The organism is Candidatus Rokuibacteriota bacterium (assembly GCA_016188005.1).
Taxonomy (GTDB): Bacteria; Methylomirabilota; Methylomirabilia; order Rokubacteriales; family CSP1-6; genus UBA12499.
In genome coordinates, this window is the sequence record JACPIQ010000075.1 from 84,865 (window position 1) to 108,957 (window position 24,093).

A 24,093-nucleotide genomic window follows, 5' to 3' on the forward strand; every position below is an offset into this window, starting at 1 on the left:
AGCCAGGCGTGTACATCGTCGCCATCGACCCGGAAGTCTGTAACGGCAATGGGGAGTGCGTCCAGGGATGCCCCGTGGCCATCCTGTCCGAGGAGGGCGAGGGCGACGACAAGAAATGCGTCGTGAGCGGGGCCACGGCGGACTGCCTCGGCTGCATGGTCTGCGTCGAGGTGTGCCCCACCGGCGCCATCAAGGTCGACGAGGTATAGCTGCAGTGCAGATCCCCCGCCTGGTCATCTCGGCCCCTCATGGCCGGTCGGGCAAGACCACCGTGGCGATTGGGCTGGCCTCCGCCTTCGCCCGGCGGGGGCTGAGGGTCCAGCCCTTCAAGAAAGGGCCAGACTACATCGACCCGAGCTGGCTCGGCGAGGCCGCCGGCCGACCCTGCCGGAACCTGGATCTCTTCCTGATGGACGCCGACAGCGTTCTCGAGCGAGTGGCCTGCGCCTGCCAGTCGGCGGACCTGGCCCTCATCGAGGGCGCTCACGGCCTCTACGATGGGCTCGACGGAGAGGGAGCCAACAGCACGGCCCGGCTGGCCGTGACGCTCCAGACGCCGGTGGTGCTGATCGTGGATGCGACTCGCATGACCCAGAGCGTGGCCGCCCTGGTCCAGGGGTTCCGGGACTTCGACCCGCGCGTCCGGCTCGCGGGCGTCATCGCCAACCAGGTGAGCAGCCCCCGCCACCGCGCCAAGCTGGCTGATGCTCTCGCGCGCCACACGGGCATCCCGCTCCTGGGCGCCCTGCCCCGGGACCCCTCGCTGTCGATCCCCGACCGCCACCTGGGGCTGGTGCCGAGGGACGAGAACGAGCAACTGCTCCCCGTCGTGGAACGGGTGCGCGCCGCGGTGGAGGCCTCCGTGGACCTGGACGCGCTGCTCGGCCTGGCCCGCAGCGCGCCGGCCCTGCCTGTCGGTCCGCATTGCCCTTCGCCGATGCCGCGCGCCCATGTGAGGCTCGGCATCGCCCGCGACCGGGCCTTCACCTTCTACTACATGGAGAACCTCGAGGCCCTGAGGGCGGCCGGGGCTGAGCTGGTCTGCCTGGACACGCTCAAGGACAGGGCGCTCCCCGACGTCGACGGCCTCTACCTGGGCGGGGGCTTCCCGGAGATGTTCCTCGAGGAGCTCGAGGTCAACGAGGCGCTCCGCGCCGACATCCGCGCGGCCATTGGCGAGGGTTTGCCGGTCTATGCCGAGTGCGCGGGGCTCATGTACCTGGCTCGGCGCATCGCGTGGCGCGGCCGCTCGGCGGCCATGGTGGGGGCGCTTCCCTGCGACGTGGAGGTCACGGAAAGGCCCCAGGGGCATGGCTACGTGCGCGCGCGCGTCACGGGCGCGAACCCCTGCTTCCCCGTCGGGACGGAGCTCCGCGGCCACGAGTTCCACTACTCGCGGGTGGTGAACCTCGGGCCGGCGCGCTTCGCCTACCGGCTGGAGCGCGGGCGGGGCGTGGCCGACGGGCGGGACGGCCTGGTGGTGGGCAATGTCCTGGCCGCCTACACCCACCTGCACGCCGCGGGCACTGCGGGGTGGGCCGAGAGCCTCGTGGCCCAGGCGCGCGCGCATCAGGCCGCCCGGCCGGCCAGGGAGGCCCGATGAAGATCGGCGTGATGGTCCAGGAGGGCCCGTACCAGCACCAGGCCTCCGACAGCGCCTGGCAGTTCGTCCAGGCGGCGCTCGGCCGCGGTCATCAGATCGTCGGCGTCTTCTTCTACACGGACGGCGTGCACAACGTGAACCGGTTCATGAACCCGCCGGGCGAGCGGGTGATCGGCAAGCGGTGGTCCGAGCTGGGGGCCCAGGGGATTCCCCTGGTGGCCTGCGTCACCGACTCGACGTACCGGGGCGTCACCCAGGAGATCGCCGTCGCCAACGTGAAGATCTCCGGCCTGGGGAACCTGGCGGAGTTCATCCAGCAAGCCGACCGCTTCGTGACGTTCGGCGACTGAGGGGAGGTGGAGTGCCGGGGCAGCGTCTCTCACAACCTGGGGCCGGATGCGCGGGAGGGACCACAGTGGATCACACTGGCAAGAGGATCGCAGCGCTCGTATCTGTCCTGCTGGTCGGCTTCGTCGCCGCGTGGCTCGCGGGCCCGGCGGCACTCGGCGGCGCGGAGAAGGTGCACCAGGGCACGGTCTACATCGCCGGCATGGGGGGGCATATCGCTAAGGCCGAGCTGCGGATCGACCCGGCCCAGCCCGAGCCCATCACCGTGGTCAAGCTCAGCCGGATCAAGCTCAACGGCGACCCGGCCGTGGCCAAGAAGGCGTACCCCTTCCACGACGTGCGGATCGACCACGCGAAGAAGGAGATGTTCTGGTCGGCCTATGTCCCGGACGGCGACGGGGTGCGCGCGGGGAAGGTGGACCTGGCCACCGGCAAGGTCCTCGCCGACGTGAAGCTGCCGAAGGACGCCAAGACGACCATGGCGCCCATGTACTGCGCGTCGGGGCAGACCAAGGACAAGTTCCTTCCCGTGATGATGGGGTACCAGGGCTTCATCGATGTCGTGGACAAGGGGACGATGAAGCTCGAGCGACGGGTCTTCCTCGACCACCCGAAGATCCCCAAGAACTATGTCTGGGCGCATGGGGTCGCCTCGCCCGACGGCAAGGAGTTCGCGCTCTGGGCGAGCCTGAGCGACACCCCCGGCACGTTCCCGCGGGGCAAGGAAGAGCGCCAGCTGATCCTGATCCTCGACACCCCGGCGCTGGTCAAGGGGGAGCTCAAGGTGCTCCGGGATACCACCGTGACGAGCGACCCGAAGAGCAGCGTATTCTTCCGCGGCTACTACACCGCGGACGGCAAGCAGCTGCTCATCTCAGGCCGGGATCGCCACTGGGTGCTGGACGCCAAGACGCTCCGGGTCGTGGCCGAGACCGCGAATGCGCCCGGCTGGGAGAACCACGACATCCAGCCGTTGCCCGGGGACCGGTACGCGCTCCTCACCCAGCGGGTGCCGATGGAGATCGAGCCCGGCAAGAAGGGCGTGGACGGGCAGCTCGAGCTCTACGACCTCGGCCGGAAGGCGAAGGTCGGCAAGGCCGTGTCGGTCTGCGACTCCTGCCACAGGGACGAGAACATCAAGACGACCTCGATCCTGTGCGGGATGGACAGCGTCTGGAAGCAGTAGGGCGCCGGATCGAGGCATGACGATGGCGGGGGGACGGGCGCGGGTTGTGTGCGGTGTTCTCCTTGCGCTCGCCGCTCCGCCACCCGTCGCGGCACAGGCGCCCTTGACCATCGAGTTCCGGGGAGAGGTCCAGGCCCAGTGGGAGGTCGTCCCCCTGAAGCGCTCCATGACGGTGTCCCGCGGGGAGATCTTCGAGGCCCAGGTCAGGGTCAGCAACAAGTCAGACCGGCAGGTCCTGGCCATGGTCCTGACGGAGGTCGGCCCGCGGGGCACCGCCGGCGCGCTCGTTCATCTTGGCTGCGGGCCGACCTTCACCCTGATCCTGGAGCCGGGTGAGGCGGTGGCGGTCCCCGCCTCGTACTTCGTCGCCGAAGGGGCGCCCGGAGAGGTCGGGACATTCGACATGGCCTATGCCGTCTATTCGTTCGAGGCCCTCAGGCCCGACCCGCTCCAGGTCGGCCGGCGGATCTACGCCGCGCGCTGCATGAGCTGCCACGGTACGCTGGGACGGGGCGACGGGCCCATCGGGCGGCTCCTGGAGGGCGGCGTGCAGGATCTCGCGCCCGCGCTCAGGGACAAGGGGGACACGGCGTTGCTCGACGTCGTCTCTGGCGGCCTGGGCCCCATGCCCGCCTTCGCCCCCGCGCTGGCGGCATCCGAGCGGCAGGCGGTGCTGCTGTATCTCCGACACCTCGGCCGGGGGATGCCTTGAGGCGATCGGTACGGCTCAGGGTCGGGCTGGCGCTGAGCGTCCTGGGCGGGTCGGTGCTCGGCGCCGGCGTCCAGGGATCGCCGGCGCAGCCGGCACGGATGGTCCGGGTGCCCGTCGGGATCGAGGCCCCGACTTGCGTCCTCACCGGCCAGGACGGGCGCCGCCTCGCCCTCCGGGATCTCATGGGCAAGGCCGTTCTGGTCGCCTTCGTCTACACCTCCTGCCCCGATGTCTGCCCGCTCATGTTCGGCGCGGCCACCGCAGTGCAGCGGCGCGTGCAGGCCGAGGGCCGCGGGGATGTCGTGTCCGTCTTCGTGACCACCGATCCGGAGGTGGACACGCCGGAGGTCCTGAGGGCCTTCGCCACCCGTCGGGGCGCCGATCTTCCCTCCACCGTGCTTCTCACTGGCAGCGCCGACGAGCTCAGGGCGGTGTGGGAGGCGTTCGGGGTGAAGGTCAGGCGCCTGGCCCGGGGGCTCGTGGACCACTCGCCGCTGACTTTCCTCATCGACGCCCGGGGGGTGATCCGCTACCGCTACCTGGGCGGCATCCTCGACACCGAGACCATCGCCGCGGATGTCCGGACCGTCCTGGCGAACACCACGACGAAGCGAGGCGCTCATGGAGCACATGGAGCACGGTGAGCCGCGCGGGGAGCCAGGCGGCGCTCCGCCCAGGAAGGTGCTGGTTCTCATGCGCAAGGCCCCGTACGGAACCCTCTACAACTGGGAGGGTCTGCAGGTGCTCCTCATCATGGGGGCCTACAAGATGCAGGGCGTGGTGGACGTCGCCGTGGCCTTCGTGGAGGACGGGGTCTTCGCGATCACCCAGGGGCAGGACCCGACCAGCCAGGGGATGAAGGCGATCTCGAAGACCTACCCGGCGCTCCCGGACTTCGAGGTGGACCGCTTCTACGTGGACGAGCAGTCGCTGGCCGATCGAAACCTGACGCTGGATGACCTGGTGATCCGGCCCGGGATCCTCGACGCGGCGGGGATGGCCCGTCTCCTGGAGGAGCAGGACGCGGTCCTGCCGTTCTAGAGGAGGCCGAGTGGTGCTCTTCACGGTGAACAAGTCGCCGTACCTGCACGGCAACCTGGAAGGCTGCCTGCGGCTGGCCCCGGCCGGGACGCCACTCGTGCTCTACGAGGACGGGGTGTACGCGGCGGTGGCGGGCACGCGCGTGGAAGAGCTGATGCGCCAGGCCCTGGCCCGGCACCCCGTCTACGCGCTCGAAGCCGACCTCAGGGCCCGCGGGCTCGAGCGCCTGATCGAGGGCGTGCGGGTGATCGACTACGCGGGCTTCGTGGAGCTGGTGGAGCAGCATCCCGTGGTGCCGTGGCTGTGACACCCGCCCGGCGGGCGGCGTAAGAGGAGAACGAGCATGCTGGTGGTGCAGCTGGCGTGTCCCAAGTGCGGCTTCGTCATCGAGCAGTACCCGGCCGATCAGCTCGAGGCGGACTCACAGAAGCAGAAGCGCTACCAGTACCTCCGGAAGAAGCAGACGCTCTGCCCGAGCTGCCTCAGCCAGACCGCCAAGCTCGAGGAGCGGCGGGTGGAGGTGGAAGCGCCGCCCCAGGCCGAGCTCCTGGCCGAGGCCGCGGCGCCGCCCGAGGCGGTACCTGCGGGCGAGGCGGTCGCGCCGACGCCGCTATGCGACGAGCTGGAACGGGGGCCCTGGCCCAGCCACGTCACGGAACTAAAGCAGACGCGGTACCACATGCAGATGTACGAGGAGGGCCTGCGCCAGAAGAGAACCCAGTGGGGGTTCGGGGGCTACACCTCGATTCCCGGCGTGGCCTCCGGGATCCTCATGCGGGCCTCGGCCCGGCCCGACATCGCCAAGGGGGCCAACCTGGTCCGCGCCTTCTGTCCCAGCGGGACGTTCTACTCCACGCAGACCCTCCGGGCCCTCTGCGACGTGGCGGACCGCCACGGCTACGGCATCCTCCACCTCCATGCCACGACCTGCGACATCGAGGTCCTGGGGGTGCCCAAGGAGGAGCTCCGGGCGACGGTGGACGAGCTGGTGGCCGCCGGCCTGGACGTGGGCTCCACCGGGGATGCCTACCGCAACTGCCAGGAGTGCATCGGCCCCTTGCGCTGCGAGATGGTCCTGGTGGACTCGGTGGCCATGCGCCAGGCCTACTTCACGCGCTTCCTGGACGACGTCCAGTACCCGCGCTTCCCCCACAAGATCAAGTTCAAGCTCTCGGGATGCCCCAACGATTGCACCCGCTCCCAGCAGAAGGGGGACATCGCCATCGTCGGGGTGTTCCGGGATCCGCCGACGATCGACGCGGCCCGGCTCGAGGGCTGGGTCGCTGGGGGCGGGGACATCGCCCACATCGTCAGGATGTGCCCGACCCGCGCCATGGAGTGGGACGGCCGGCGGCTGGCCATCGACGCCGACGGCTGCGTCCGCTGCATGTACTGCATCAACCAGTGCCCGGGCATCCGCCCGGGCGGCGACCGCGGCGTGGCCGTCCTGGCCGGCGGCAAGATGCGGGGCAAGTACGGGCCGCTCCAGCCCTTCGTCATCGCGCCGTTCGTCCCCGCCGTCCCGCCGGACTTCACGGAGGTCTTCGACCTCTGCGCCAAGATCACGGATGTCTACGACGAGCACGCGCGCCGCAAGGAGCGGCTGGGGGATTTCATCTACCGCACGGGCATCGACCAGTTCTGCCGCCTGGTCGGCGTGCCGCCGGCCCCTCAGCAGATGGTCTCTCCCCGCATCAATCCCTTCTACCACTGGACGCCTGAAGAGCTGCAGGCCTCGCGGAAGGAGCCCGACTGATGCCTGGCGTCGGCCTCCCTCCTCTCGAACGGAACGTGCCGCCCATCGTCCTCCGCAACTACGGGAAGTGGACGGACCACGAAGCCGTGAGACCCGGCGTCCTCAAACATGTGGCCGAGAGCGGCGAGGCATGCTACACCGTGCGCGCCGGGATGCCGACGAACGCGCGGGTCTCCACCACGCTCGCCCGCAAGATCGCGGACCTCGCGGACGAGTTCGCCGGCGGGCACCTGCGCCTCACCCGGCGCCACAGCCTGGAGCTGGTCGGGGTGGACCCGGCCCGGATCGACGCGCTGATCGAGCGGCTCCGGAGTCTCGGGCTGCCCGTGGGCGGCACCGGCCGCACCTTCCGCAACACGGTGTCCTGCACGGGCTGGATCCATTGCCAGTTCGCTGCCACCGATGCCCCGGCCGTGGCCAAGGCCATCTCCGATGAGCTGTACGAGGACTTCCGCGCCGAGCGCTACCCGGCGAAGCTCAAGATCTCCATCTCCGGCTGCGTGAACCAGTGCGGCGAGGGATCCACCGCGGACATCGGGATCGTCGGCATCCACCGGGCTCTGCCCCGGGTCATCGACGAGGAAGTGGCCCGCTGCGAGATCCCGCTGATCGTCTCGGTCTGCCCCACCGGCGCCATCAAGCCCAAGCCGCCGAAGAGCGTCCAGGTGGATCCCGAGCGCTGCATCCACTGCGTGGCCTGCGCCGCCCCGTGCCAGGGAATGCAGATCGGCGACCCGGATACCGACGGCGTCGCGGTCGTGGTTGGCGGCAAGGCGGGAAACTCTGGGAACGGCCCGGCCTTCGCCAAGTTCGTGATCCCCTACCTCCCCAACACGCCGCCCCGCTGGCCCGAGGTCACCCGGGCGGTGAGGCAGATCGTGGAGGTGTGGGTGAAGGGAGCCCGGCGGGACGAGCGGATCGGCGACTGGATCGCCCGGATCGGCTGGGACAAGTTCTTCGAGAAGGCCGGGCTGCCGATGAGCGGCAAGCTCCTCGACGGCTACGTCCTCTGGCCCATGTCGGCCCGCACCGGGGTGCGGTTCCACTGGTAGCTCAGGTCCCTCGCACGAGAGGAGAGAACGGCCATGGCGACGGTAGAGCTCGAAGGCAAGACGATGGAGCTGGACGAGGACGGGTTCCTGCAGGATCCCGATCTCTGGTCCCAGACGGTGGCCCAGTACTTCGCCGACCAGGAGGGGCTGGGGCGGCTCACTGACGAGCACTGGAAGGTGGTCAACATGATCCGCGGCTACTACCTCCAGTTCGGCGTCGCCCCCATGATCCGCAAGGTCGTCAAGGACACCGGCTTCGACCTCAAGCACATCTACCAGCTCTTCCCCTCGGGGCCGGCCAAGGGGGCCTGCAAGGTGGCCGGCCTCCCCAAGCCCACGGGCTGCGTGTAGGCGCCGGCGGAGGTGGCGGTGACGCTGCCCGCGGGCGCCCGCGCGGCGGGCGGGCCAGGTCTCGGGGCGCTGGCGGCACGGCGGAGCGCCATCGCCGGCCGCTGGCTGGCGCTGACGCTCGAGAGCTACCCGGCCCCCACCGCGCGCCTGCTGGCGCGCGAGAGCGACCCCTTCCGCAACCCCGTCGGGCACACCCTCAGGCAGGCGCTGTCGGGGCTCGCGGAGGAGCTTATCGGGACGATGGACCCAGGCAGGGTCACCGCCCTCCTGGACAGCGTCGTGAGGGTCCGCGCCGTCCAGGCCATGAGCGCCGGCGAGGCCGTAGGCTTCGTGTTCCTGGCCAGGCAGGCCCTGCGGGAAGAGTTGGGCAGCGGCGGGGGGCTGCCGGCCGCGGACGGGCTCGGGGTTCTGGAGGCGCGGGTCGACGAGATGGCGCTCTCGGCCTTCGACTTGTTCATGCGCTGCCGCGAGCAGATCCACGCGATCAGGGCCGGCGAGGCCCGAGGCCGGACGGCTCTCCTGGACCGCATCCGCGAGCGGGAGGGCCGGTCCGGGGGCGGGCCCGCCGGGATGGACCGGGGAGCTTCGCCGTGAGCGCGCTGGCGCCCCTCGCCCTCGTCCTGCTCCTGGCCGGGCTGGCGCTCGGGGCGGCTCAGATCGCCGGGCTCCGCCCCGTGCTCGGCGTGCTCCTCCCCTACGCGGCCTTCGTCACCTTCCTCCTCGGGGTATGCCATCGCATCCTGGTGTGGGTGCGCGCTCCTGTCCCCTTCCGCATCCCCACCACCTGCGGCCAGCAGCGCTCCCTTCCCTGGATCACGCCGAGCCGCATCGAGAACCCGTCCTCGACCGCTGGCGTCGTGGCGCGCATGGCGCTGGAGGTGTGTCTGTTCCGGTCGCTGCTCCGCGGCAGCCGGGCCGAGCTGCGGGAAGGGCCGCGGCTGGTGTACGCCGACGACCGGCTCCTCTGGCTGGCGGCGCTGGCCTTCCACTGGTCGCTCCTCCTCGTCGTCCTGAGACACCTGCGCTTCTTCCTGGAACCAGTGCCCGCAGCGATCCGCGCGCTGGCAGCGCTGGACGGCTTCTTCCAGCTGGGCGCCCCGGGGCTCTACGCCACGGACGTCGTCCTCGTGGCCGCGCTGGGCTACCTCCTCTGGCGGAGGCTCGCGAACCCGCAGCTCCGGTACCTGTCGTTGTCCGCCGACTACTTCGCGCTCTACCTGCTGCTGGGGCTGGCCGCCTCCGGTCTGCTCATGCGGCATGTGGTGAGGGCGGACGTCCTGGCGGTGAAGCAGCTCGCTCTCGGCCTCGTGACCCTCTCCCCCACTGTCCCCGAGGGCGTGGGCTCCCTGGCGCTCCTGCACCTCCTCCTCCTGAGCACGCTCGCCGCCTACTTCCCCTTCAGCAAGCTCATGCACATGGGCGGCATCTTCCTGAGCCCGACGCGGAACCTGGCCAATACCAGCCGCGCGCATCGCCACGTCAACCCCTGGAACGCGCCCGTCGCCACCCACAGCTACGAGGAGTGGGAGGACGAGTTCCGGGACAAGATCAGGGCGGCCGGCCTGCCGCTCGAGAAGGGATAGCGATGGCGGAAGAGGCCCCGGCCCCCGCGGAGCTCGCGAAGGTCGACTACCGGCCGCCGGCGCGCGACTGGCGGGAGCCCGCCGTCGACTTCCGCAGGGGGACGTACTGCTACGGCGCCGCGCCAAAGAACCTCCAGTACCTCGGGCTGCCCAACCCACGGCCGTGGCAGCCCCACGACGCGGACTGGAAGCTCCCCCCCGACTGGAAGCAGACGATCCTGGCGGGCATGAAGGACAGGCTCGAGCGCTTCCGGTCCTTCCGCCTGTTCATGGACATCTGCGTGCGCTGCGGGGCCTGCGCCGACAAGTGCCACTTCTACCTCGGCACCGGTGACCCCAAGAACATGCCGGTGCTGAGAGCCGAGCTGATGCGCTCGGTGTACCGGCGCTACTTCACCCTGCCCGGCCGGCTGCTGGGCCGGCTCGGGGGGGGGCGGGAGCTCACGGAGGACGTGCTCAAGGAGTGGTTCTACTACTACCACCAGTGCACGGAGTGCCGCCGCTGCTCGGTCTTCTGCCCCTTCGGGATCGACACGGCCGAAGTGACCATGATGGGGCGCGAGCTCTTGACCCTCGTGGGCTGCAACATCAACTGGATCCTCGAGCCGGCGGCGAATTGCTACCGGACGGGCAATCACCTCGGGATCCAGCCGCATGCCTTCAAGGACAGCGTCGACTTCGCCGTGGACGAGCTGGAGGAGATGACCGGCATCCGCGTGGAGGCGCCCATCAACAAGAAGGGCGCCGAGATCCTGTACGTCATCCCGTCGGCGGAGACCTTCGGGACGCCCCACTACTACACGCTCCTGGGCACGTTGCTCCTCTTCCACGCCATCGGCCTGGACTACACGCTCAGCGCCTACGCCTCGGAGGGCGGCAACTTCGGCCTCTTCACCTCCCACGAGGTGATGAAGCGGCTGAACGCCAAGATCTACGCCGAGGCCCGGCGGCTGGGGGTCAAGTGGATCCTCGGCGGCGAGTGCGGCCACATGTGGCGTGTCGTCCACCAGTACATGGACACCATGAACGGCCCGGCGGACTTCCTGGAGGAGCCCGTCTCGCCGGTGACGGGCACGCGGTTCGCGCAGGCGCGGTCCACGAAGATGGTGCATATCTGCGAATTCACGGCCGATCTCATCCGCGAGGGCAAGCTCCGGGTCGACCCGCGGCGGAACGACCACTGGGTCGCGACCTTCCATGACTCCTGCAACCCGGCCCGGGCGATGGGGCTTCTCGAGGAGCCGCGCTTCGTCCTCCGGAGTGTGTGCCAGCGCTTCCACGAGATGCCCGAGAGCACCATCCGCGAGCGGACCTTCTGCTGCGGGAGCGGGTCGGGTCTCGGCACGGACGAGAACTTCGAGATGCGCATGCGGGGCGGCTTCCCCCGGGCCAATGCCGTGCGGCATGTGCGGGACCGCTTCGGCGTGAACCTGGTCGCCTGCATCTGCGCCATCGACAAGGCCACGCTCCCGCCGCTCCTGGAGTACTGGGTGCCGGGGATGAACGTGGCCGGCGTGCACGAGCTCGTGGGCAATGCCCTCGTGGTCGAGGGCGAGAAGGCGCGGACCCAGGACCTGCGCGGCCAGCCCCTCGCCTCGCCGGAGGCGCCCGCCGGTGCGTGACCGGGGCCTGCTGGTGGGCGGCCTGGCCCTCTTCGTGGCCGTGGTCACCTTCCCGGTCTGGTACAACGTCGCCGCCGGGACGACCGCGCGGGGCCCCGAGCCGGTGCGTCCCGCGGCGGCCGGGCGCTGCGTGGCGCCCACGGAGTACATGCGCGCCTCGCACATGAGCCTGCTGATGGCGTGGCGGGACGACGTGGTGCGAGGGCAGGAGCGCAATTTCGTGGGCCCCGACGGGAAGACCTATGCCAAGAGCCTCACCCGCACCTGTCTCGGCTGCCACACCAACAAGGCGGAGTTCTGCGACCGCTGCCACGCCTCCGCGGCCGTCACGCTCACCTGCTGGGAGTGCCACATCGATCCCGCCTCGCTCCGGAGGGCAGGGCGATGAGCGTGGATCGCCGGGCCTTCCTGGGCGCGGCCGGGCTCTGCGCGCTGGCCGTCACCGGAACGCGCTCCCTCGAGGCGCTGGCCGGCACCGGCCGCCCGGAGACGGCGCCCCAGGGACGCCGCGTCCCACGCTGGGGCATGGTCGTCGATCTGCGAAGATGCCTCCAGGCGGATGGCTGCACCGACTGCATCGCCGCCTGCGAGCGCGCGCACAACGTGCCGCGGCTTCCGTCGCGGGCGCACGAGGTGAAGTGGATCTGGCGCGAGCCCTACGAGCGGGCCTTCGCCCAGCGCGGCAGCGGGTACGCGGACGAGGCCTTGAGAGGCAAGCTCGTCCCCGTGCTGTGCAACCACTGCGACAACCCCCCGTGCGTGCGCGTCTGCCCCGTCAAGGCCACGTGGAAACGCGAGGACGGCATCGTCATGATGGACTGGCACCGCTGCATCGGCTGCCGCTACTGCATGGCGGCCTGTCCCTACGGGGCGCGGAGCTTCAACTGGCTCGACCCGCGGCCTCGGGTCAAGGAGGTGAACCCGGACTTCCCCACGCGCACCCGGGGAGTCGTCGAGAAATGCAACTTCTGCGAGGAGCGGCTCGCCCAGGGGCGCGGGCCGGCCTGCGTGGAGGCCTGCCGGGAGCGGGCGCTCGCCTTCGGCGACCTGCGCGACCCCGGCTCCCAGGTGCGGGAGCAGCTCCGGAGTCGCCACGCCATGCGCCGGAAGCCCGAGCTCGGCACCGAGCCGAGCGTCTACTACCGGGCATGAGGGCGCGGGGAGGCGGCCGTGCCTGACAGGGCGTTCGGCGGCGGCGGGCGGTATTGGGCCTGGCTCGGTGTCCTGGCGACGCTGATCGTCGCGGGCGCGCTGGCCTACCAGCGGCAGCTCGCGCTGGGGCTGGGGATCACGGGGCTGAGCCGGGACGTGACCTGGGGCCTCTACATCGCCCAGTTCACCTTCCTGGTCGGGGTGGCGGCCTCGGCCGTCGTGGTGGTCCTGCCCTATTACCTGCACGACTACCGCGTCTTCGGCAGGATCACGATCCTCGGCGAGTGCCTCGCCGTCTCCGCCGTGGCCATGTGCCTGCTCTTCGTCTTCGTGGACATGGGCCAGCCCGCGCGCGCGCTCAACGTGCTCCTGTACCCGACGCCCAGCTCCATCATGTTCTGGGACATGCTCGTCCTCGCCGGCTACCTCGGGCTCAACGCCGTCATCGCCCGGGCCACGCTCGCCGCCGAGCACCGGGGCGTGCCGCCCCCCCGGTGGCTCGGGCCCGTCATCGTGCTCTCCATTCCCTGGGCCGTCAGCATCCACACGGTCACGGCGTTCCTGTACAGCGGGCTCCCCGGACGGCACCTGTGGCTGACCGCCCTCCTCGCCCCGCGCTTCCTCGCCTCGGCCTTCGCCTCGGGGCCCGCGCTGCTCATCCTCCTGGCCATGCTCCTCCGCCGGCTCACGGGCTTCGATGTCGGGCGGGAGGCCCTCCAGAAGCTCGGGCTGATCGTCGCCTACACGATGACCGTCAACGTCTTCTTCGTGCTCGTGGAGCTCTTCACCGTCTTCTACAGCCAGGCGCCCGAGGCGATCGACCACTTCGAGTTCCTGTTCCTGGGACTCGAGGGCCAGGCGGGACTCGTCCCGTGGATGTGGGCCTCGGTGATCCTGGCCGTGCTGTCGCTGGGCCTGCTCCTCACGCCGCGCCTGCGCCGGGACATGCGGCTCCTGGCCGCCGCCTGCGCCATGGTGTTCGCCTCGCTGTGGATGGACAAGGGCCTCGGCCTCATCGTCGGCGGCTTCGTGCCCTCGCCCCTGGGAGAGGTGACGGGCTATGTCCCGACGCTGCCGGAAGTCGCCATCGCGCTGGCCATCTGGGCCGTCGGCTCGCTCCTGGCCAGCGTGCTCTTCAAGGTCGTCGTCGCCGTGAGGGGGGAGCCGGGTGGCCCCGACTCCCACTCCCGCTCGGTCCGGGCCCCCGTCGAAGCATGAAGGTCAGGCGCGAGAGCAAGTACGGCCTCGTCGGGCTGATCTTCCTGGCCCAGCAGGCGCCCGGCCGGGTGGTCGGGCTCAAGGAGATCGCGGCGCGCCAGGGGCTGCCCGAGCACTTCCTGGCCAAGATCTTCCCGAAATTCGTCCGCTACCGGCTGGTGAGGGCCTACCGCGGCGCCACGCGAGGATATGCCCTGGCGCGGGCCCCGCAGGACATCAAGCTCCGCGAGATCCTCGAGGCCATCGAGGGGCCCGAGGTGACCAACCAGTGCTTCTTCTGGGGCAGCGAGTGCGACGTGACCAGTCCCTGCCCCGTGCATTGCCGGTGGAGAGAGATCCGACCCTGGATCACCGACATCCTCGAGCGGACCACGCTGCAGGAGCTGGTCTTCAAGCAGCAGATGGTGAACGAGGTCACGAGCAAGGAGCGGCAGCCCGCCGACAGCCCCTCCACGCCGGCCTGGATCCGCGAGCAGGCGTCGGGGAGCCCCTGACCCATGGGTGGCTATCCGGTGTGCCTCGAGCTTGCGGGCCAGCCCTGTCTCGTCATCGGCGGCGGGCCCGTCGCGGAGCGGAAGGTCGAGGGCCTCCTGGCGGCCGGGGCGGCGGTGACCGTCGTGAGCCCTTCGCTGACGGCTGGCCTGGCGGCCCTCGCCCACGGGGGGCGCATCCGCCACGTGGCGCGCGAGTACGAGCCCGGCGACCTGGCCCGGCAGAGACTCGCCCTGGTCGCCACCGGGAAGCGCCAGGTCGATGCGGCAGCCAGCCGCGAGGGTCGCGAGCGCGGCGTCTGGGTCAATGCCGCGGATGATCCGGATCGCTGCGACTTCACCCTCCCGGCGGTGGTCCGTCGCGGTGACCTCCTGGTGGCCGTGTCCACCGGGGGGGCGAGCCCCGCGCTGGCGCGAGCGGTGAGGGAGGAGCTCGAGGGCCAGCTCCCCGAAGCGTATGCGGCGCTCGCCGACATCGTCGCCGAGGTCAGGCGGGAGTTGAGGCAGCGCGCCTGCTCCCCCGGAGGAGAGGCGTGGCGCCGGGCTCTCGACGCCGATCTCCGCCGGCTCGTCGCCGAGGGACGGCGCGAGGAGGCGAAGGCCCACCTCCTGGCGAGGCTCGCCCCATGTCCGTAGGCCCCGTGTATCTGGTCGGCGCAGGCCCCGGCGATCCGGGCCTCCTCACCGTGCGGGGCCTGGAGCTCCTGCGCCGGGCGGAGGTGGTGGTCTACGACCGCCTGGTCAATCCGGCCCTCCTGGACGAAGCCCCCAGGGAGGCGACCCGGATCTTCGCCGGCAAGCTCACGGGCATCCACAGCCTGCCTCAGGAGCAGATCAACGCCCTCCTCATCGCGCATGCCCGCCGCGGCCGGCGCGTGGTCAGGCTCAAGGGCGGTGATCCCTTTGTCTTCGGCCGGGGCGGTGAGGAGGCCGAGGCGCTCCTGGCGGCAGGGATCGGCTTCGAGATCGTGCCCGGCGTCAGCTCGGCCGTCGCGGTTCCCGCCTATGCCGGCATCCCCGTCACCCATCGGGGAATCGCCCGCTCCTTCGCCGTGGTCACCGGCCACGAGGACACCGGCAAGGGCCAGCCCGCGGTGGACTGGAAGCGGCTCGCGACGGCCGTGGACACGCTCGTCATCCTGATGGGCGTGACGGCCCTGCCCGGGATCGTCGCCGATCTGCTCGCCGGCGGCCTGTCGCCGGACACCCCCGTCGCCCTCATCCGGTGGGGAACCACGGCGGCCCAGCAGACGATCACCGGCACCCTCGGAGACATCCTCCCACGGGCGACAGGGCTTGCTCCTCCCGTCGTCGTCATCGTCGGGGAGGTCGTCGCGCTCGGCCAGCGGCTCCAGTGGTTCGAGGCCGCCGCCGGGGCCATCCCCCTCCCCGCGCTGGCCACCTGCCCGACGACCTCGGGCGCGCCCCGACGCTGAGCGCCAGAGGTCGCACTCTCCTCTTCATGGCTGCCGACGCTGACCTGAGCGCGCGCGCCGCAGTAGCCGGTGGCGAGCGAACCTCGCAGCATGTGAGACGGAGAGCAGCATCCGTGTCGTAGGCCCAGACGTGTCGCGTGGGGGCGGGGGGGCCGACAGCCAGCTTCGCCGCTGAACGTCTTTCAGTCCCCTCCTCATCGGGGAACGACGTGCGACAACGACGTGTGCGAAATCACGCGGCTGGTTACTGACCTTTCAGTCCCCTCCTCATCGGGGAACGACGTGCGACGCACCCCTCGGCGCGGCATGGCGTGGCACGGCCAGGCACTTTCAGTCCCCTCCTCATCGGGGAACGACGTGCGACGGGCACCTGGGACTGGGCCGAGACACGATGGCTGTCCGCTCTTTCAGTCCCCTCCTCATCGGGGAACGACGTGCGACGGAGGAGCGCTGTGTGTTTCACCGCTTTGTCCTCGTTCTTTCAGTCCCCTCCTCATCGGGGAACAACGTGCGACGTGCCACGGCTCGCTGTCAGGGCGCCCCAGCTTGACCTTTCAGTCCCCTCCTCATCGGGGAACGACGTGCGACTCTCGGCTCGAGGACGACACGCAGAAGACGGTGGCGCGCTTTCAGTCCCCTCCTCATCGGGGAACGACGTGCGACATTCGACCGACGCAGGGGCAGGCAAGGTGCTCTGCTTCGCTTTCAGTCCCCTCCTCATCGGGGAACGACGTGCGACGAGGTGGCCGGCGCGCTCTTCGAGGGCCGACGGTGCCTTTCAGTCCCCTCCTCATCGGGGAACGACGTGCGACGCTCCACCTGCTGGACTACTTGAAACAGACAGTTTCGACTTTCAGTCCCCTCCTCATCGGGGAACGACGTGCGACGACACTGCCATTGGGCGAGAGGGTAAAATGTCATGGGGCTTTCAGTCCCCTCCTCATCGGGGAACGACGTGCGACCTACGGCCGACACTACGCCCCGCACGACATCATGGTGCCTTTCAGTCCCCTCCTCATCGGGGAACGACGTGCGACGAGCGCGCTGGCCGGGGCCACCAGCGGGGCGACTCCCTTTCAGTCCCCTCCTCATCGGGGAACGACGTGCGACCTTCGCCAAGTGGCAAGCCAACCGCATCAGTCCGATGACTTTCAGTCCCCTCCTCATCGGGGAACGACGTGCGACGGGATCGGGCTCGTGCGGTGAAGTGCCTCGAGCGCGTGCTTTCAGTCCCCTCCTCATCGGGGAACGACGTGCGACGGCGACTGGGTGTGGCAGGGGCAGCACGCGACGCGCTTTCAGTCCCCTCCTCATCGGGGAACGACGTGCGACCTACTTCGGGCCGGTCGGGTGTGGGAAGACATCGGCCGCTTTCAGTCCCCTCCTCATCGGGGAACGACGTGCGACCTGCGGATTCGGACGGCGGACGGGCAGACGGGGACGCTGGCTTTCAGTCCCCTCCTCATCGGGGAACGACGTGCGACTTGACGGGGTGAGCAAAGGAACGGTCACCTTCTCCATCTTTCAGTCCCCTCCTCATCGGGGAACGACGTGCGACATCTCACGGATGTCCTCGACACCCAGTTCACGCCCCATGCTTTCAGTCCCCTCCTCATCGGGGAACGACGTGCGACCGTCACGCGGGGGTCGACCTGCCGCATGTACTGCATCTTTCAGTCCCCTCCTCATCGGGGAACGATGTGCGACCCGCACCCAGCTCATGGACTACCCGCGGATGAACGTCTTTCAGTCCCCTCCTCATCGGGGAACGACGTGCGACAACGGTTGAAGCGGCATATCGGTGACGCGCTGGAGCTCTTTCAGTCCCCTCCTCATCGGGGAACGACGTGCGACTGGCGGATCTGTACGACGCCGTGGCGCAGGTGGTCCAGCTTTCAGTCCCCTCCTCATCGGGGAACGACGTGCGACCATGGCCAGGTCGCCGGGTCCTCGTGAGAGATGGTCCTTTCAGTCCCCTCCTCATCGGGGAACGACGTGCGACACGGAACGCCTCGGTGACGGGCAGCGGCGCGCAGACGGCTTTCAGTCCCCTCCTCATCGGGGAACGACGTGCGACCATAGGAGCCCACAGCGCGAAGGGGGCTGAACTCCAGCTTTCAGTCCCCTCCTCATCGGGGAACGACGTGCGACTTACAAGCTTGCAGACTACTGTGCTGCGCTCGCGTCTTTCAGTCCCCTCCTCATCGGGGAACGACGTGCGACTGTGGACCAAGTCAACGCAATGGTCCGCAAATACTACCTTTCAGTCCCCTCCTCATCGGGGAACGACGTGCGACTCGGGCGTGATGGGCCACACGCGAAACCAGTTACTGTCTTTCAGTCCCCTCCTCATCGGGGAACGACGTGCGACCGCGCCGTACTGGCCGGAAAATCGGCCCCTTGTCTCCGCCCCTGCCCCGGCTGGACTCGCAACTGGGCCGTCTGCGTCCGGATCGCCTGGATTTGCGAAAGTGCGGCCCCCATGGCCCCGGCGGCCGGCGGGGTGGTCTGCGGCCACATCAGCAGACGTCCCCGCAGTAATTCCGGAGCTCGCACACCGCACACCGGCCGCGCGCGGCAGTCGGCGCGGGCAGCTCCTCGCGCTCGATCATCCGGCGTATCTCCCCGAGCGCCACGCGGACGTCCTCGCGGTCGGCTTCGGTCAGCGCGAGGCCGACGACCCGCTTCTCGGGCACCAGGTAGATGAACGCATCCGGCGCGGGGCGCTCGAAGGCCTCCTCGGCCAGGAGGGCGTAGGCCGTGAGCTGGAGCCGGTGGTTCCGCCGCGGCCCGCCCTCGGTGTCCTTGAAGTCGACCGGATAGCAGGCTTCCGGCGTGAGGATGAGCAGGTCGAGCTTGCCTGACAGGCCCAGGCGCTCGGAGTGGAGCCAGACGCCGAACCGGCGCTCGCCCTGACGCATCCCGTAGGCGCGGAAGCCGCGGCGCCGCTCCAGCGCTTCCACGGCCGCCTGGACGTGCTTGCCTCGCTCCATCTTGTAGGTCGGGGCCGCGCGCACGGGCAGCACGTGGCGGTAGAACGGGATGCGGGGGCAGTAGGCCCATTGCTTGAGGTCCGTCGCCGTCACCACGACCGCCGGGCTCGCCTCGCCCGATCGCGCTCCCGGCCCGCCCTCACGCATCCGCCGCGTCCTCGGCCCGCGGCTCGTTCCGGAACTCGCGCCTGGCCCGGGCGTCCTTCTCGCACACGGGGAGGACGAGGATCTTGCCGATCTCGCGGCCCAGCGTGTCCGCCAGCCGCGCCGCCAGCTCGCTGCGCCGGCTCGCATCGAGCTGGCCGCAGAAGGCGCTGTACTGCATCCGCTCGAGCCCGTAGTCCTTGCACGCGTTGGCCACCCGCCCGCGCACCCGGTCGTCCTCGATGTCGTACACCACGTAGGTCAGGACCTCCTGGCCTCTCACCACTTGAAGGCGAAGGCGCGGTACGGCTCCCCGCCCCGCAGGGCGCTCGCCAGGTTCCGCGCCTGGATCTGGATGACGGACTTGAGGCGATGCCGGCGGCCGCGAAACGCGATCTCCCCCTCCAGCCGCTCGAGCACGGCCCCCGCCACGGCATGCCGGCTCTCGTCGCTCAGCAAGCCCTCCCGCGTCTCGATCTTCACGCCCCTGGTCAGGGCCGCGATCACCGCCCGGTCCACGACGGGCTGGCGGAACTCCTCGACCAGGTCCAGCACGAGCGAGGGCTTGCCGGGCCGGTCCACATGGAGGAAGCCGGCGAAGGGCTCGAGCCCGGCGTTCATGACGGCGCCCTACACCTGCGTGTAGAGGATGCCGTAGCCGTAGTTGAGCGCGGAGTTCACGGGATCGGGGGCCCCGCGATGCTCGCGCGTCTCGAAGTGCGCGTGGCCCTCGAGCAGCACGCGCACGCCGGTCCAGTACTGGCGCCCGGCACCGCCCTCGATGGCGAGGAGCGCCGGGCGCGCCTCGTCCACCCGCTCGCCGGTCACGCCGTCCACCTCGCGGCGCCGGCCCTGGACGCCCTCGACGGCAGCCCGAAGTTCCTTGAATGCCCCCGCGTTGGCCGTCTTGAGGTACTTGCCGAAGTACTTGAGGAGCGCCGCCTGGTTGCCGAGCTTGCCGCGCACGATCGCTCGCGCCACCTCGAGGCCCCGCCGGTCGCCGTAGGCCGCCATCTGCTCCCGCCGCGTCAGGACCGTGGCGGTGAGCATCGGCGATGAGAGCATCGCGAAGGGGCGCCCGCCCGGCGTCAGGAACGAGAGGTGGATGCCTCGCTCGCAGCACCCCTCGATGAGGTCGGTGGAGATCGAGATCCCCCCGCCGGCGACGACGATCTCGCTGACCTGGAAGAGCGGCAGCTCCACCTGCTCCGGCTTCGTCCGTGGCGCCGCGCCGCTCCCCGCCTTCGGCCGCCGGAGCGGGACGGGGGGCGTCTTGACGCCATCGGAGGTCACCACCTGCAAGGGGGGCCGCGCCGCCACTTCCATCGGCAGGAAGAGCTGGGGCCCGCCCTCGACCAGCTCGAGTCGCGGCCGGGGCCCCCGGACCACCAAGCGCTCGCCCGTCTTGCCCAGCATGACTCCGAAGTCGCTGACGATCACGCTATTCATCTCCGCGACCCCCTGGCGCCTGGACCAGTCGCCGGTACAGGTCGAGAAGGCGATCCACCACCGACACCGCCTCGCGTGCATCTTCTTCGCCGAACCTGAGCGCGCCCTTGAGGACCAGCTCGACGACGTCCTGGCTCTCTCTGACCACATCGGCGTACGCGCCAGCACCCAGAAGCGTGTCCAGCATCAACCGCCGGGCCTCTGCCCGCCGAAGATGGTCACGCGCGACCCGATCGGAGGTCACAGCGACACCACGTCGCCGGGTTTCCAGTCCGGCTTCAGGTCCCAGTACTCGTATCCGTCCTCGTCCACGTACCGGCGCGACCCTAGCTCGGCGAGGCGGCGGCGGAGCCGCTCCAGGACCGCGGCAAAGAAGTCCCCCGTGTCCAGGAGGATCACGTGGCCCGACAGCATGCCGAGGTAGTAGGGCTTCACCTCCCGGGCCTCCTCCGGCGTCAGGAGAATGGGGGCCACAGCGTCGGCGAAGGTCTCGGACACGGCACGGGCAACCTCCCGGAGACCCCGGTACCGCTCGAAGCGGCGCCGCGGCAGACAACGGGCGATGACCAGGACATCGACATCGCTCTCCGACCGTGCCGCGCCCCGAGCGTGCGAGCCGAACACGACCACGCTGACGAGATCCCGGCCGAAGCGCGTCTTCAGCAGGTCGACGTATCGGCCGAGATCCACCCGGAGAGCGTCAGACAGCATCAGGCCTCCCGTGTCGTGTTCTGCAAATCATCCTCGAACTCTTGCACCTATCCTGCAAGGTTTCTCGATCCGCGGCGCCTGCGAGGTCGATCCCGTCCTTCATGCCCCGGGCCGCCTGGTGGCCGTCGAGGGCAAGGCGGGCCAGCGCGCCCACCGCGCCGACGCCCGCCCCCGTCGTCCGGGCCGCGCCCGACTGGCGCCTGTTCGGGCCGGGGAGTGAGCAGCGCGTGAGCACAGTCACCGGGACCATCTACTCGCCAACGGCATCGAGTACCACCCTTTGAAGGGCCTCGCTGAGCCAGAATCCCTCGTTACTCATCGCGTCCAGAATCGGTCTGACGTTGGGCACCACGCCGCGGTACTTCGCCTCGACAAGCACGCCGAGTACGCCGGTCACCCGAAGCCCCATCGCTCGCGCCACGCGGCGTCCGTCGGCGTCGTCCATGACGAGCAGGGCGTCACCGATTTCGGCCGCCAGAGCGATCGCCTCCGCCTCACCTCGCCCAGGTCGACGGAGAGCGTTTGGACAAGTGTCGCACTCTGCACGGCCCGGACGCGCATGTGTTCGACAAATTGCCGGAGGTCTGGAGTGACGAGCTGAGTCTTCGCCAGCACTTCGTCCACAACGGCCACCGGAATCGCGATCTCCTCGTAGAGCACAGAAAGGAGATCGAGTCGCCGCACCTTGCCCAGCACGATGAGCGGGCTCGAATCGACGACTGCCGTCATCCCCGGGACCGGGCTCTTGCCTCTGCGACCTCACGATCCAGCTCGGCCGGCGTGTAGTTGAACACCGGCACGCGATATCGCCCGAGCCCGAGCAGAAACGTCGTCCGATCCACGCCAGCCAGGGCCGCCGCCTTTCCCGACGAGATCTTGCCCAACTCGTAGAGCTTGACGGCGGCCAGCATCTTCAGTTCTGCGGCGAACTCCTCCTTGCTCTCCCGCAATGTCATCCGGACGTCCGCTGGGTATTCGACACTCACACTCTCTCGCGACTCATCCATGTCCGACCATCCTCTCCTGAGATCGTAGCCGGTTCATGACGCCATCGGTCATCTGAACACCCTCCCGTTCATCTTGGCTCGGTCCGCTACCCCCCTTGAAGCACACCGCTCGCCCGGGCCGGGCCCTTGGCCTCACGCTCTGGGTGCCCGCCCTCTCGCCCTGGCGGTGGAGCGCGACTCCCCCTGAGGTCAAGGCCGGCCAGCGCGCCCGCCGCGCCGATACCCGCCCGCTCACCGAGGTGCTCGGCGCCCTGGCCGTGCGCGGCGTGGCGCGCGACGCCCGGCGCCTCGGCCTCGTCGTCACCCGCGGCCGCGAGGTGGAGCCGCTCGCCCCCGGCGTCTGGGCCGTGCCCGACTGGCGCCTGTTCGGACCGGGGGGCCTGACGTGACAGTCCATCCTCAGACTCTGCCTTTCGCTACCGTGCCCGGTATTCGCTGAAGCCGGGCCCGCTGTTCACCAGCCCTATCGGAATGACTGTCTGGACGAACCGGCGGTGACGTTCACGCCGAGGGCTGGTCTCCGTGAACGAGCTGAGCACCTCTAGACTGGCTTCTGGCCCGAAGTCGTCGAGCGGCGCAATGTGCGCTCGAAGGGGAATCGCCCATTGCCGTCCGGCATCAAGAGGCTGCGTGAACCCGCTCCCCAGCTCAACACGCCTTGCGATTCCGCCAAACTGGATGAACGATCCCCTCTTCCCGACATAGGACACGTGAGGTGCCGCTTCGACCAGGCGGCCGGCCAGCCAGTCGTCTCCGCCCGCAAGATCGAAGGCCCATTGCCACATTCCGCGGTGATGGACGACCTCACGGTAGGCGATGCTGGCGATGTAGGGCCGGAGCGGATCTCCCTGGCGCGATTCCTGGCGAACCTTGACGAACGTGTGGGTAACGACTGCGTCTCCCGGGGGCGCCACCCGCACCTCCACGTCTACGAGGGCCCGAAGAAACGCCCTGCAGTCCGCATCCGCCCAGCCTGCTCGGAAGCCGCCATCAACGTAGGCCATCTTGACTGCATAAGGAGTCGGGACGATCAACGTCTTCCCCACCGAACTGGTGGCCAGACTGATCTTGAGCGAGAACAGGGCGGTCGCGCCATAGTCCACGACGAGCCACCGGCCTGGCCCGGGGACTCCTGCAACGGGCTTGGCTGTTCCCAGCTCGACCAGCCGCGCCTCACGCCTTGCCTCGGGCGCCCCGACGGCATTCGACCTCCCGGCGTCGCGCATCGCTCAGGCTCCCGCGACCTCGAGGCTCGCGGCCACGTCGCTCAAGACCTTCACCCCCTCCGCCAGGCCCTCGAACCGCCGGACCGTGATGCCATCCTTCGCGATCCCGTTGAGCGCGGCAGCGACCGCCTCGATCTCTTGCCGATAGCTGTCATTCAGCGGGCTCACGGTGGGCGCGGGCAGAGACACCGACGACACCGCGACCACTCCCTCGCACGCGACGATGTGAGGATTCTGCGTGTTCCTCTGGGCGCCGGTTGGCTTGAGCAGCGTGGCTGCCAGCGAGTGGATCAGCGCCTGCCCGCGGGCCCGGCGGCCGGCACCGTCCACCCCGTACTGCCGCGTGATGTCATTCAATCCGATCCGGTAGAGATCGAGGTTGCAGATCAGCGCGTACACCCCTGATGAGGCAGGTCGGTGGAAGATCGCCTGGCGTCCCGCCACGGTATCATCTCCGGCTGCTGCCCCTCTGCCCTCAGGCGCGTACTTCACATGGAAGTACTGCTCGGTCGTCGTGAGGGGCTGACCAGCGCCGTCTTCGGGCAATCCGACCACCCAGCCGAACTCCACCACCGACTTCCTTCCCACAGATCGGCCCCGTGTCACCAGTGCCCCTGCGATGTCGGTGAGGCTGCACTCTTGCAGCATCCGGGCCAGGATCTCGGACTCCGTGGCCTTCCGCCGCTTCTTCTTCCCGTCAGCCGTGAAGTCCTGCTCCTTCTCGCAGAACTCGACGAAGGCCTCGTTCAGCGCGTTGATGCGATCGGCGTCGTGCGCCCTCGCGCCCGGCGACAGTGGCTGCCCGGTCGCGTCAAGGAGCGGCACCAGGTGCTCCACGAGGATATGCTTGAACATGTCCCCACTGATGCCATTGACAACGGCGCGCCGGCCGCGCTGGTCAATGATCTGGACCATCCGCGTCTGCTGCTGGTTCCCCTCCGTACCCTCGTTGTTGAGACTGTGCAGGTCGAGCGTGATGCGCGCACACAGTGACAGCGAGTTGACTGCCATG

The 24,093-nt window shown here is 69.6% G+C and carries 32 protein-coding genes and 1 CRISPR repeat array; of the genes, 21 read left to right on the forward strand and 11 right to left on the reverse strand.

Annotated elements, in window-relative coordinates; genetic code table 11:
- Positions 1-8 precede the first annotated feature (8 nt).
- From HYV93_14985 to cobA, 20 genes are all read left to right on the forward strand, one after another.
- Complete coding sequence (locus HYV93_14985; GenBank protein ID MBI2527276.1) at positions 9-209, forward strand: 4Fe-4S binding protein; 201 nt, start codon at positions 9-11, stop codon at positions 207-209.
- Positions 116-1,603 (forward strand): cobyrinate a,c-diamide synthase, encoded by a 1,488-nt coding sequence (locus HYV93_14990; protein MBI2527277.1) that lies wholly within the window; start codon positions 116-118, stop codon positions 1,601-1,603. The genes HYV93_14985 and HYV93_14990 overlap by 94 nt, the downstream gene beginning before the upstream one ends.
- Positions 1,600-1,953 (forward strand): sulfurtransferase complex subunit TusD, encoded by a 354-nt coding sequence (gene tusD, locus HYV93_14995; GenBank protein MBI2527278.1) that lies wholly within the window; start codon positions 1,600-1,602, stop codon positions 1,951-1,953. Before HYV93_14990 ends, tusD begins: the two co-directional genes overlap by 4 nt.
- Before the next feature lie 65 nt (positions 1,954-2,018).
- On the forward strand, positions 2,019-3,137 hold the full coding sequence (locus HYV93_15000; protein MBI2527279.1) for a hypothetical protein: 1,119 nt from the start codon (positions 2,019-2,021) through the stop codon (positions 3,135-3,137).
- 103 nt (positions 3,138-3,240) lie between these two features.
- Positions 3,241-3,849, forward strand: coding sequence for a cytochrome c oxidase assembly protein (locus HYV93_15005; GenBank protein MBI2527280.1), 609 nt, complete (start codon positions 3,241-3,243; stop codon positions 3,847-3,849).
- Positions 3,846-4,493: an SCO family protein gene (locus HYV93_15010; protein ID MBI2527281.1), complete on the forward strand. Its 648-nt coding sequence runs from the start codon at positions 3,846-3,848 to the stop codon at positions 4,491-4,493. The genes HYV93_15005 and HYV93_15010 overlap by 4 nt, the downstream gene beginning before the upstream one ends.
- Positions 4,471-4,890 (forward strand): DsrE family protein, encoded by a 420-nt coding sequence (locus HYV93_15015; GenBank protein ID MBI2527282.1) that lies wholly within the window; start codon positions 4,471-4,473, stop codon positions 4,888-4,890. Before HYV93_15010 ends, HYV93_15015 begins: the two co-directional genes overlap by 23 nt.
- A 10-nt stretch (positions 4,891-4,900) precedes the next feature.
- Positions 4,901-5,197, forward strand: coding sequence for a sulfurtransferase complex subunit TusB (dsrH, locus tag HYV93_15020; GenBank protein ID MBI2527283.1), 297 nt, complete (start codon positions 4,901-4,903; stop codon positions 5,195-5,197).
- A gap of 36 nt (positions 5,198-5,233) precedes the next feature.
- Positions 5,234-6,646 (forward strand): hypothetical protein, encoded by a 1,413-nt coding sequence (locus tag HYV93_15025; protein MBI2527284.1) that lies wholly within the window; start codon positions 5,234-5,236, stop codon positions 6,644-6,646.
- Positions 6,646-7,698 carry a dissimilatory-type sulfite reductase subunit beta gene (dsrB, locus tag HYV93_15030; protein MBI2527285.1) on the forward strand — a complete coding sequence of 351 codons (1,053 nt, stop codon included), beginning with the start codon at positions 6,646-6,648 and terminating at the stop codon, positions 7,696-7,698. The genes HYV93_15025 and dsrB overlap by 1 nt, the downstream gene beginning before the upstream one ends.
- A gap of 33 nt (positions 7,699-7,731) precedes the next feature.
- A complete protein-coding gene (locus HYV93_15035; protein MBI2527286.1) occupies positions 7,732-8,049 on the forward strand; it encodes a TusE/DsrC/DsvC family sulfur relay protein in 318 nt (105 codons plus the stop codon).
- Positions 8,050-8,067: 18 nt separating this feature from the next.
- Complete coding sequence (locus HYV93_15040; GenBank protein MBI2527287.1) at positions 8,068-8,643, forward strand: RsbRD N-terminal domain-containing protein; 576 nt, start codon at positions 8,068-8,070, stop codon at positions 8,641-8,643.
- On the forward strand, positions 8,640-9,632 hold the full coding sequence (gene dsrM / locus HYV93_15045) for a sulfate reduction electron transfer complex DsrMKJOP subunit DsrM (GenBank protein MBI2527288.1): 993 nt from the start codon (positions 8,640-8,642) through the stop codon (positions 9,630-9,632). The genes HYV93_15040 and dsrM overlap by 4 nt, the downstream gene beginning before the upstream one ends.
- Positions 9,633-9,634: 2 nt before the next feature.
- Positions 9,635-11,254, forward strand: a complete 1,620-nt coding sequence (locus tag HYV93_15050) for a (Fe-S)-binding protein (protein ID MBI2527289.1) — start codon at positions 9,635-9,637, stop codon at positions 11,252-11,254.
- Positions 11,247-11,642: a sulfate reduction electron transfer complex DsrMKJOP subunit DsrJ gene (dsrJ, locus tag HYV93_15055; GenBank protein ID MBI2527290.1), complete on the forward strand. Its 396-nt coding sequence runs from the start codon at positions 11,247-11,249 to the stop codon at positions 11,640-11,642. Before HYV93_15050 ends, dsrJ begins: the two co-directional genes overlap by 8 nt.
- The gene (locus tag HYV93_15060) at positions 11,639-12,406 is read left to right on the forward strand and encodes a 4Fe-4S dicluster domain-containing protein (GenBank protein ID MBI2527291.1); all 768 of its coding nucleotides are present in this window, start codon (positions 11,639-11,641) and stop codon (positions 12,404-12,406) included. Before dsrJ ends, HYV93_15060 begins: the two co-directional genes overlap by 4 nt.
- Positions 12,407-12,424: 18 nt before the next feature.
- Positions 12,425-13,624, forward strand: a complete 1,200-nt coding sequence (gene nrfD, locus HYV93_15065; GenBank protein MBI2527292.1) for a polysulfide reductase NrfD — start codon at positions 12,425-12,427, stop codon at positions 13,622-13,624.
- Entirely contained in the window at positions 13,621-14,118 is a 498-nt protein-coding gene (locus HYV93_15070; GenBank protein ID MBI2527293.1) for an Rrf2 family transcriptional regulator, read from the forward strand. Before nrfD ends, HYV93_15070 begins: the two co-directional genes overlap by 4 nt.
- A 3-nt stretch (positions 14,119-14,121) precedes the next feature.
- Positions 14,122-14,751 (forward strand): bifunctional precorrin-2 dehydrogenase/sirohydrochlorin ferrochelatase, encoded by a 630-nt coding sequence (locus HYV93_15075; GenBank protein MBI2527294.1) that lies wholly within the window; start codon positions 14,122-14,124, stop codon positions 14,749-14,751.
- Positions 14,742-15,551 carry a uroporphyrinogen-III C-methyltransferase gene (gene cobA / locus HYV93_15080; GenBank protein ID MBI2527295.1) on the forward strand — a complete coding sequence of 270 codons (810 nt, stop codon included), beginning with the start codon at positions 14,742-14,744 and terminating at the stop codon, positions 15,549-15,551. The genes HYV93_15075 and cobA overlap by 10 nt, the downstream gene beginning before the upstream one ends.
- Before the next feature lie 179 nt (positions 15,552-15,730).
- Positions 15,731-17,922: direct repeats of the CRISPR family, unit length 37 nt; unit sequence CTTTCAGTCCCCTCCTCATCGGGGAACGACGTGCGAC.
- Positions 17,923-18,070: 148 nt separating this feature from the next.
- Here cobA and cas4 read toward each other — a convergent pair.
- The 9 genes from cas4 to HYV93_15125 all read right to left on the reverse strand — a co-directional run bounded on the left by cas4 (position 18,071) and on the right by HYV93_15125 (position 21,855).
- Complete coding sequence (gene cas4 / locus HYV93_15085) at positions 18,071-18,691, reverse strand: CRISPR-associated protein Cas4 (GenBank protein MBI2527296.1); 621 nt, start codon at positions 18,689-18,691, stop codon at positions 18,071-18,073.
- Positions 18,684-18,971: a CRISPR-associated endonuclease Cas2 gene (gene cas2 / locus HYV93_15090; GenBank protein ID MBI2527297.1), complete on the reverse strand. Its 288-nt coding sequence runs from the start codon at positions 18,969-18,971 to the stop codon at positions 18,684-18,686. The genes cas4 and cas2 overlap by 8 nt, the downstream gene beginning before the upstream one ends.
- Positions 18,968-19,309 (reverse strand): CRISPR-associated endonuclease Cas1, encoded by a 342-nt coding sequence (gene cas1, locus HYV93_15095; protein MBI2527298.1) that lies wholly within the window; start codon positions 19,307-19,309, stop codon positions 18,968-18,970. Before cas1 (HYV93_15095) ends, cas2 begins: the two co-directional genes overlap by 4 nt.
- Before the next feature lie 9 nt (positions 19,310-19,318).
- On the reverse strand, positions 19,319-20,137 hold the full coding sequence (gene cas1, locus HYV93_15100; protein MBI2527299.1) for a CRISPR-associated endonuclease Cas1: 819 nt from the start codon (positions 20,135-20,137) through the stop codon (positions 19,319-19,321).
- A complete protein-coding gene (locus tag HYV93_15105; protein ID MBI2527300.1) occupies positions 20,130-20,324 on the reverse strand; it encodes a hypothetical protein in 195 nt (64 codons plus the stop codon). Before HYV93_15105 ends, cas1 (HYV93_15100) begins: the two co-directional genes overlap by 8 nt.
- Before the next feature lie 53 nt (positions 20,325-20,377).
- Positions 20,378-20,848: a nucleotidyltransferase domain-containing protein gene (locus tag HYV93_15110; protein MBI2527301.1), complete on the reverse strand. Its 471-nt coding sequence runs from the start codon at positions 20,846-20,848 to the stop codon at positions 20,378-20,380.
- A gap of 250 nt (positions 20,849-21,098) precedes the next feature.
- Entirely contained in the window at positions 21,099-21,293 is a 195-nt protein-coding gene (locus HYV93_15115) for a DUF3368 domain-containing protein (protein ID MBI2527302.1), read from the reverse strand.
- Complete coding sequence (locus HYV93_15120) at positions 21,242-21,577, reverse strand: hypothetical protein (GenBank protein MBI2527303.1); 336 nt, start codon at positions 21,575-21,577, stop codon at positions 21,242-21,244. Before HYV93_15120 ends, HYV93_15115 begins: the two co-directional genes overlap by 52 nt.
- Entirely contained in the window at positions 21,574-21,855 is a 282-nt protein-coding gene (locus HYV93_15125; GenBank protein MBI2527304.1) for a UPF0175 family protein, read from the reverse strand. The genes HYV93_15120 and HYV93_15125 overlap by 4 nt, the downstream gene beginning before the upstream one ends.
- A 95-nt stretch (positions 21,856-21,950) precedes the next feature.
- Here HYV93_15125 and HYV93_15130 point away from each other — a divergent pair, with 95 nt between their 5' ends.
- Positions 21,951-22,244 (forward strand): hypothetical protein, encoded by a 294-nt coding sequence (locus HYV93_15130; protein MBI2527305.1) that lies wholly within the window; start codon positions 21,951-21,953, stop codon positions 22,242-22,244.
- 27 nt (positions 22,245-22,271) lie between these two features.
- On the opposite strand, the gene HYV93_15135 is transcribed toward HYV93_15130, so the two are convergent.
- Both HYV93_15135 and HYV93_15140 read right to left on the reverse strand, forming a co-directional pair.
- A complete protein-coding gene (locus tag HYV93_15135; protein ID MBI2527306.1) occupies positions 22,272-23,081 on the reverse strand; it encodes a hypothetical protein in 810 nt (269 codons plus the stop codon).
- A 3-nt stretch (positions 23,082-23,084) separates the two neighbouring features.
- Positions 23,085-24,092, reverse strand: coding sequence for a DevR family CRISPR-associated autoregulator (locus HYV93_15140; GenBank protein ID MBI2527307.1), 1,008 nt, complete (start codon positions 24,090-24,092; stop codon positions 23,085-23,087).
- Between the last annotated feature and the right edge of the window lies 1 nt (position 24,093).